The sequence below is a fragment of the Pseudomonas tehranensis genome (assembly GCF_014268615.1).
GTDB classification, from domain to species: domain Bacteria; phylum Pseudomonadota; class Gammaproteobacteria; order Pseudomonadales; family Pseudomonadaceae; genus Aquipseudomonas; species Aquipseudomonas tehranensis.
Genome location: NZ_JABWQV010000333.1, coordinates 1 through 4,521, shown reverse-complemented (window position 1 = coordinate 4,521; position 4,521 = coordinate 1). Strand labels below are relative to the sequence as shown.

Here is a 4,521-nt window from a genome sequence, read left to right as displayed (position 1 = left end):
AAAAACCCGGCAACACGCCGGGTTTTTTTTGTCTGGCATCACGAATCAAGCGGTGAAGGTCTTGCCTTCGAACTGCTCGGCCACGAACTTCCAGTTGACCAGGTTCCAGAACGCTTCGACGTACTTCGGACGAACGTTACGGTAGTCGATGTAGTAGGCGTGTTCCCAAACGTCGCAGGTCAGCAGCGGGGTGTCGCCGCTGGTCAGCGGGTTGCCGGCGCCGATGGTGCTGGCCAGGGCCAGGGAACCGTCAGCCTTTTTCACCAGCCAGCCCCAACCGGAGCCGAAGGTGCCAACGGAAGTCTTGGTGAACTCTTCCTTGAACTTGTCGAACGAACCGAACGCACTGTTGATGGCCTCGGCCAGCGCACCGGTAGGTTGACCGCCGGCGTTTGGCGCCAGGCAGTTCCAGTAGAAGGTGTGGTTCCAGACCTGAGCGGCGTTGTTGAAGATACCGCCCGAGGAAGTCTTGACGATTTCTTCCAGGGTCTTGCCTTCGAACTCGGTGCCAGGTACCAGGTTGTTCAGATTCACGACGTAGGTGTTGTGGTGCTTGTCGTGGTGATATTCCAGAGTCTCTTTGGAGATGTGCGGCTGCAGTGCATCGTGTGCATAAGGCAGCGGCGGCAATTCGAAAGCCATGGTGATTCTCCTAATCAGGTCAGTTGCGGTGAGCGCAAGGCCGATCACGGGCGGCCAGACTAGCGCCGGGGAGTTTGTACTCATTGCGGCGCAGGAGTCGGATCATAGCACCGGGGGAACGGCATAACCACGCAACAACTGTGTGGGATAGAGGTTCCAGAGCGGTTTGGAATAATCAGCCGGAGACGATCAACTGTATTGCCACGCTGAACATCATCGTCGCCACCAGCACGTCCAGTACCCGCCAGGTACTCGGCCGGGCCAGCCACGGTGCCAGCCATGCCGCACCGATTGCCAGTGTGAAGAACCACAGCAACGAAGCACTGGCCGCTCCCACGACATAGGCGCCGGGCACACTTTGCTGGGCCCCGAGGGAACCGATCAGTAGCACGGTGTCGAGATAGACGTGGGGGTTGAGCAGGGTCACCGCCAACGCACTGAGCAGCACCGCCCGTAACGAGCGCACCACCTGTTTTTCATCTTGTTGCAGGCTTTGTTTAGAACAGGCCCGGCGCAACGCCAGGCTGCCATACCAGAGCAGGAACGCGGCGCCGCCCCAGCGGGCTATTGAAAGCAGCAACGGGCTTTGGGCCAGCAGTGTCGCCAGGCCGAACACCCCGGCGGCCACCAACAGCGCATCGCACGTTACGCACAGGGCAGCGACCGGCAAGTGATGTTCGCGGCGCAGGCTTTGGGCCAGCACGAAGGCGTTCTGAGCGCCGATGGCCATGATCAGCCCGAGGGCCACCAGCAGTCCGTTCATGTAGCTTTGCCACATAGATTACTCCCCGAATAGGTTTGAATGCTGGCCATTCTCCGGTGCAAAGCTGTATAAGAAAAACCAATATTGCTGATTGCTCATTAGGAAAACTGATGTTCGATTACAAACTGCTTTCCGCTCTGGCCGCCGTGGTCGAACAGGCCGGATTCGAACGTGCCGCCCAAGTGTTGGGTTTGTCCCAGTCGGCGATTTCCCAGCGGATCAAACTGTTGGAGGCGCGGGTCGGCCAGCCCGTGCTGGTGCGCGTCACGCCGCCGGCACCGACCGAAATCGGTCGCCGCTTGCTCAACCATGTGCAGCAGGTGCGGCTGTTGGAGCGCGACCTGCAAAGCCTGGTGCCAGCGCTGGATGAGGAGGGGCTGCCTGAGCGCCTGCGGATCGCCTTGAATGCCGACAGCCTGGCCACTTGGTGGGCGGTGGCCGTTGGGGATTTCTGCGCCGAACATCATCTGTTGCTCGACTTGGTGGTGGAAGACCAGAACGTCGGCCTCAAACGCATGCGGGCCGGTGAGGTGGCGGCGTGCGTTTGCGCCAGTGAACGTCCGGTGGCCGGTGCTCGTAGCGTGTTGTTGGGGGCCATGCGCTACCGGGCGTTGGCCAGCCCGGCGTTCATCGCCAGGCATTTCCCCGATGGGGTGCGCGCCGATCAACTGGCACGCACGCCGGCGCTGGTGTTCGGCCCGGATGATTTCCTGCAGCATCGCTACCTTGCTTCCCTGGGGGTCGAAGGCGGTTTCCAACATCATCTCTGCCCGTCGTCCGAAGGTTTCATTCGGCTCGCCGAAGCGGGGCTTGGCTGGGGACTGGTGCCGGAGTTGCAAATGCGTGAGCAACTGGAGCGCGGCGAGTTGGTGGAATTGCTCGCAGATAAACCGATCGATGTGCCGTTGTACTGGCATCATTGGCGCAATGGCGGGCAGTTACTGGGTTTGTTGACTGAGCGGTTGATCAAGGCGGCAAGCAGCAAGCTACAAGCGGTAAGTTGAAAGCGATTGGCTTGAAGCTTGTAGCTTGAAGCTCGAATCTGATTTTAGGAGTCTTCATGAAAATTCTGGTTACCGGCGCAAGCGGCTTCATTGGCGGGCGCTTTGCGCGTTTCGCTCTGGAGCAAGGCCTGGATGTGCGGGTCAACGGTCGCCGGGCCGAGAGCGTTGAGCACCTGGTGCGTCGCGGGGCGCAGTTCATCCCGGGGGATCTGAGTGACCCGTTGCTGGCTCGGGACCTGTGCCTGGGTGTTGACAGTGTCGTGCATTGCGCCGGTTCCGTGGGGCTTTGGGGCCGCTATCAGGATTTTCACCAGGGTAACGTCCAGGTCACGGAAAATATTGTCGAGGCCTGCCTCAAGCAGAAGGTCCGGCGCCTGGTTCATCTGTCATCGCCGTCTATTTACTTCGACGGCCGGGACCATCTGGACCTGACCGAAGAACAAGTGCCCAAGCGCTTCAAACATCCCTACGCGGCCACCAAATACCTGGCTGAACAGAAAGTCTTCGGGGCGCAGGAGTTCGGACTCGAAGTCCTGGCTCTGCGCCCGCGCTTTGTCACCGGCGCCGGCGACATGAGCATTTTCCCCCGGCTGTTGAAAATGCAACGCAAAGGCCGCTTGGCCATTGTCGGTAACGGGTTGAACAAGGTGGACTTCACCAGCGTGCAGAATCTCAACGAAGCGCTGCTCAGTAGTCTTTTGGCCGGCGAATCGGCCCTTGGCAAGGCTTACAACATTAGTAACGGCACGCCGGTGCCGTTGTGGGATGTGGTCAATTATGTGATGCGACAGATGGAAGTCCCACAGGTCCGGCGTTATCGTTCCTACGGGCTGGCCTACAGCATCGCCGCCCTGAATGAAGGTTTTTGCACCTTATGGCCGGGCCGTCCCGAACCGACGTTGTCGCGCCTGGGCATGCAGGTCATGAACAAGAATTTCACCCTGGACATCAGCCGGGCTCGGCATTATCTGGATTACGATCCACAGGTCAGCCTGTGGACCGCTCTTGATGAGTTCTGCGCCTGGTGGAAAGCCCAGGATGCCCGCTGATCGCTCCGTCATGAACCGAGTGCCAGGTTCGGGGTCAATCGGTGCGGCGGGCGAGGGGGTTATACTCGCTGCATCGAGCCAACACCGGTTTCCCAAAGGTTGAACCCAATGCCCATGCGTAACGATTCCAACGACGACTTCGATGATATTCCGAGCTTGCGGATGCGGGCCGACATTCCCGATGACGATGACTTTCTGCCTGGGCGCGAACGCCCGCCCCACGTGCAAGCGCGCCCGGCACCTGTTGCGGCGGCCAAGGTCAAGGGGGCCAGTACCGGGCCACTGTGGGCACTGGTCGGTGCGCTGTTGTGTGCGCTTGCCTTCCTGGCGTGGTGGAGCTTCCAGCAGATTTCCTTGATGGAACAGCAACTGGTGGCCACCCAGGAAAGTTTCGCCCGTATCAGTGAAGATGCGGCGGGGCGCCTGCAGGACATTTCCGGCAAGGTTGTAGCCGGTCAGTCCAATGTCATGAGCGACAGTGAAGCCTTGAAGTTGCAGATCAAACAGCTGGAAAGCAAGCTTCAGGAGCAGGGCAAGCAATTCGATAAGAAGCTGCAGGATCAGTACAAACAACAGCTGGTCGCGTTCGGGCCGTCCGCCGACCTGGACAAGGAACTGGCCCAGATCATGGCCCAGACCACTGAACAGCAGAACGCCAACACTCAGCTGCAAGCTTCCAACAAGGAGCTCCAAGCCCAGGTCCAGGCGCTGGCGGCTGAAGTTTCCGCCCTGAAAAACCAGGGCGAAGACGGTGCCCTCGATGCCCGGCTCAAGAGCATCGGTGCCGACATCACCGCTTTGAAAAGAGCCACTTCCAACTCTGCCATCGAACGCCTGGAACAGGACGTGATCGTGCTCAAGAGCCAGCAGGACAACGGGGGCAGCAACACCGCCGAGTTCGACGCCTTCCGCGGCCAGGTCACTCGTAATATCAACACGCTGCAATCGCAGATCCGCAACCTGCAACAGCAACTCGGCAGCCGGGCTCAGTAACAAAGCCGTAGTCGCGAGCGATGGACCAGTTTGCGTGTGCCACTGCCATCGCGAGCAGGCTCGCTCCCAC

The 4,521-nt window shown here is 59.9% G+C and carries 5 protein-coding genes; 3 read left to right on the top strand and 2 right to left on the bottom strand.

Annotated elements, in window-relative coordinates; genetic code table 11:
- Window positions 1–45 precede the first annotated feature (45 nt).
- Together HU811_RS25280 and HU811_RS25275 are read right to left on the bottom strand one after the other, a co-directional pair.
- Complete coding sequence (locus tag HU811_RS25280) at window positions 46–642, bottom strand: superoxide dismutase (protein ID WP_186658728.1); 597 nt, start codon at window positions 640–642, stop codon at window positions 46–48.
- A 175-nt stretch (window positions 643–817) separates the two neighbouring features.
- Window positions 818–1,420, bottom strand: a complete 603-nt coding sequence (locus HU811_RS25275; protein WP_186658726.1) for a LysE/ArgO family amino acid transporter — start codon at window positions 1,418–1,420, stop codon at window positions 818–820.
- A gap of 95 nt (window positions 1,421–1,515) precedes the next feature.
- Between HU811_RS25275 and HU811_RS25270 the strand changes: the two genes are divergently transcribed.
- From HU811_RS25270 to HU811_RS25260, 3 genes are all read left to right on the top strand, one after another.
- Window positions 1,516–2,409 (top strand): LysR family transcriptional regulator ArgP, encoded by an 894-nt coding sequence (locus tag HU811_RS25270; RefSeq protein ID WP_186658724.1) that lies wholly within the window; start codon window positions 1,516–1,518, stop codon window positions 2,407–2,409.
- A 56-nt stretch (window positions 2,410–2,465) separates the two neighbouring features.
- Window positions 2,466–3,458, top strand: coding sequence for an NAD-dependent epimerase/dehydratase family protein (locus HU811_RS25265; RefSeq protein ID WP_186658721.1), 993 nt, complete (start codon window positions 2,466–2,468; stop codon window positions 3,456–3,458).
- A 108-nt stretch (window positions 3,459–3,566) separates the two neighbouring features.
- Entirely contained in the window at window positions 3,567–4,451 is an 885-nt protein-coding gene (locus HU811_RS25260) for an ATPase (RefSeq protein WP_186658718.1), read from the top strand.
- The last annotated feature ends 70 nt before the right edge of the window (window positions 4,452–4,521 follow it).

Excerpts from the sequence above, each read along its gene's own strand:
- HU811_RS25275 (WP_186658726.1), bottom strand. The coding sequence starts at position 1,420 with ATGTGGCAAAGCTACATGAACGGACTGCTGGTGGCCCTCGGGCTGATC.
- HU811_RS25265 (WP_186658721.1), top strand. The coding sequence starts at position 2,466 with ATGAAAATTCTGGTTACCGGCGCAAGCGGCTTCATTGGCGGGCGCTTT.
- HU811_RS25270 (WP_186658724.1), top strand. The coding sequence starts at position 1,516 with ATGTTCGATTACAAACTGCTTTCCGCTCTGGCCGCCGTGGTCGAACAG.
- HU811_RS25260 (WP_186658718.1), top strand. The coding sequence starts at position 3,567 with ATGCCCATGCGTAACGATTCCAACGACGACTTCGATGATATTCCGAGC.
- HU811_RS25280 (WP_186658728.1), bottom strand. The coding sequence starts at position 642 with ATGGCTTTCGAATTGCCGCCGCTGCCTTATGCACACGATGCACTGCAG.